At 33.1% G+C, this 490-nt stretch carries 1 protein-coding gene; it reads left to right on the plus strand.

The window, feature by feature from the left end; genetic code table 11:
• Positions 1–490 (plus strand): flagellar hook protein FlgE (locus tag RNB18_RS51075; RefSeq protein ID WP_311720932.1); only part of this gene is annotated, 490 nt, incomplete at both ends.

A 490-nucleotide genomic window follows, 5' to 3' on the forward strand; every position in this document is an offset into this window, starting at 1 on the left:
ATAATATACAATATAAAGCTATTGCACAAATTTATGATTCTAATGGCAATGCCGTAGGCAATCCGACTGAAGGAAATATGGTTTTTGATAAAAATGGTGCTTTGCTTCAAAACAATATTACAAGCATTGCAAATCCAAATGGTGGAACAATTAATATTGATTTAGGTTCTCCTTATGATGCTAACAAGCCTGGTTCGGGTTATAGTGGGATTTATATTAAACAAGGCGTCGAAAAAAATGTAGTTACACAACAAGATGGTGTAGCTGAAGGGTTTTTTGAACAATATAATATATCCGATGATGGAAGTATTGTTGCGCAATTTAGCAATGGTAAAAATGCCATAGTTGGAAAGCTTGCTTTATATAATTTTATCAATGAGCAAGGATTAGTTGCTATGGGAGATAATATTTTTGCAGCAACGGCAAATAGCGGTGATGCAAGTTTTATTATGAAAGATGGTCAAGTTGTTAATACAGCTAAATTTAAAGG

It is taken from the genome of Streptomyces doebereineriae (genome assembly GCF_031845645.1).
Lineage (GTDB): Bacteria > Actinomycetota > Actinomycetes > Streptomycetales > Streptomycetaceae > Streptomyces > Streptomyces canus.